This window comes from Leisingera sp. ANG-M1 (genome assembly GCF_000813745.1).
GTDB lineage: Bacteria > Pseudomonadota > Alphaproteobacteria > Rhodobacterales > Rhodobacteraceae > Leisingera.
Genome location: NZ_JWLC01000053.1, coordinates 1 through 2,029 on the forward strand (window position 1 = coordinate 1; position 2,029 = coordinate 2,029).

Genomic DNA, 2,029 nt, shown 5'->3' on the forward strand with positions numbered 1-2,029 from the left:
CCACCGCCAGGCCGGGGGTGATGCCGTTTTCTTCCTTCAGCCGCGCCACATGCTCGGCCACCTGGCCGCGCACCTTGGCCGCAAAGGCCTTGCCGTCAATCAGAGTTGCTGCCATTTGATCTCTTCCTTTTTGCCGCAGGCCGGAAGCCTGCCTATTCCTCGCGAATGACCCGCGCCTCGCGGGCAATCGACCAGTCCACCAGCTGCCGCCACAAGTCTTCGATCAGATCGGGGTCCAGCCCCTCTCCTTCCGCGGCGGCGCGGGCATTCATGACCACTTCCTCGACCCGTGCCGGGATCCGCGCCGGCCAGCCGTTGAGCTGCTTCAGCGCCGTCGCCCGGTCGATATAGCCCGCGCGCTGCGCCAGCATCCGCACCAGCTCCCGGTCCATCCGGTCGATCTGGGCCCGCACCTCTGCCATCGACTGGCAGTCCTGCGGCGGTGTCAGTTCAGTCATGTGTCAGAGCCTCGGCTTGCATTGCATTGGGCCACTTGAGGCTCTGACCATTCTTAGTGGTCGCGCAATTTACCCGAAAACCGGTTCCCGTCTTCGTCCCCTCGGACCAGTGGCGGTGCCTCAGACTTCGGATTGCGCTTGAAACTCTTGCGGCCCGGGGATGCCCCCGGGCCGCAGAAAGCGCATTTTGCGTCTTAGAACAAGCCTTCGATCTGGCCGTCCTCGTTCAGGCGGATGGTTTCCGCCGCCGGTTTGCGCGGCAGGCCCGGCATGGTCATGATCTCGCCGCAGACCGCAACGATGAAGCCAGCGCCCGCAGACAGGCGGACCTCACGCACCGGCACCGAGTGGCCGGTCGGCGCGCCGCGCAGGGACGGATCGGTCGAGAAGGAGTACTGGGTTTTCGCCATGCAGACCGGCAGGTTGCCGTAGCCCGCGTCTTCCCACTCTTTCAGCTGGTTGCGGATCTTGTTGTCCGCCAGCACCTCGTCGGCGCGGTAGATGCGCTTGGCGATGGTTTCGATCTTCTCGAACAGCGGCATGTCGTCCGGGTAAATCGGCGCGAAGTTGGCGGTGCCGGCATCGACGATCTCGACAACTTTCTCGGCCAGCGGCGCGGAGCCTTCCGAGCCCAGCTCCCAGTGGCGCGACAGAACCGCTTCGACACCGTGGTTGGCGCAGTAGTCCTTGACCGCCTGCACTTCGGCATCGGTGTCGGTCACGAAGTGGTTGATCGCAACCACAACCGGCACGCCGAAGGATTTGACGTTCTCGATGTGGCGGCCGAGGTTGGCACAGCCCGAGTTCACTGCGTCGACGTTCTCGGCGCCGAGATCCGCCTTGGCAACGCCGCCGTTCATCTTCATTGCGCGCACGGTGGCCACCAGCACCACTGCGGAGGGTGCGATGCCTGCCTTGCGGCATTTGATGTTCATGAACTTCTCGGCACCCAGGTCAGCACCGAAGCCTGCTTCGGTGACCACATAGTCGGCCACTTTCAGCGCGGTCTTGGTGGCGATCACCGAGTTGCAGCCGTGCGCGATGTTGGCGAACGGGCCGCCGTGCACGAAGGCCGGGTTGTTTTCCAGGGTCTGCACCAGGTTCGGCTGCATCGCGTCTTTCAGCAGAACGGTCATCGCGCCCTCTGCCTTGATGTCGCGGCAGTAGACCGGGGTCTTGTCGCGGCGGTAGGCCACGATGATGTCGCCCAGGCGCTTTTCCAGGTCCTGCAGGTCATTGGCCAGGCAGAGGATCGCCATGACCTCGGAGGCCACGGTGATGTCAAAGCCCGCTTCGCGCGGGAAGCCGTTGGACACGCCGCCCAGAGACGCGGTGATGGTGCGCAGCGCCCGGTCGTTCATGTCGACCACGCGGCGCCATGCAACGCGGCGCACGTCGATCTCGGCTTCGTTGCCCCAGTAGATGTGGTTGTCGATCATCGCGCTGAGCAGCGAGTGGGCCGAGGTGATGGCGTGGAAGTCGCCGGTGAAGTGGAGGTTCATCTCCTCCATCGGCACGACCTGTGCATAGCCGCCGCCTGCTGCGCCGCCCTTCATGCCGAAGTTCGGGCC

General features: G+C 64.6%; 2 protein-coding genes and 1 pseudogene. All 3 read right to left on the minus strand.

Translation table 11 applies throughout. The features are described from left to right. Positions 1–115: pseudogene (locus tag RA19_RS26785) on the minus strand (bifunctional methylenetetrahydrofolate dehydrogenase/methenyltetrahydrofolate cyclohydrolase); the annotation flags it as partial. A gap of 37 nt (positions 116–152) precedes the next feature. Beyond that, positions 153–458 (minus strand): chorismate mutase, encoded by a 306-nt coding sequence (locus RA19_RS25200; protein ID WP_039168607.1) that lies wholly within the window; start codon positions 456–458, stop codon positions 153–155. A 194-nt stretch (positions 459–652) separates the two neighbouring features. Next, the coding region (locus tag RA19_RS25205) for a formate--tetrahydrofolate ligase (protein WP_039168610.1) at positions 653–2,029 on the minus strand (1,377 nt) is incomplete at its 5' end.

Coding starts and splice junctions, on each gene's coding strand:
- RA19_RS25200 (WP_039168607.1), bottom strand. CDS start 458: ATGACTGAACTGACACCGCCGCAGGACTGCCAGTCGATGGCAGAGGTG.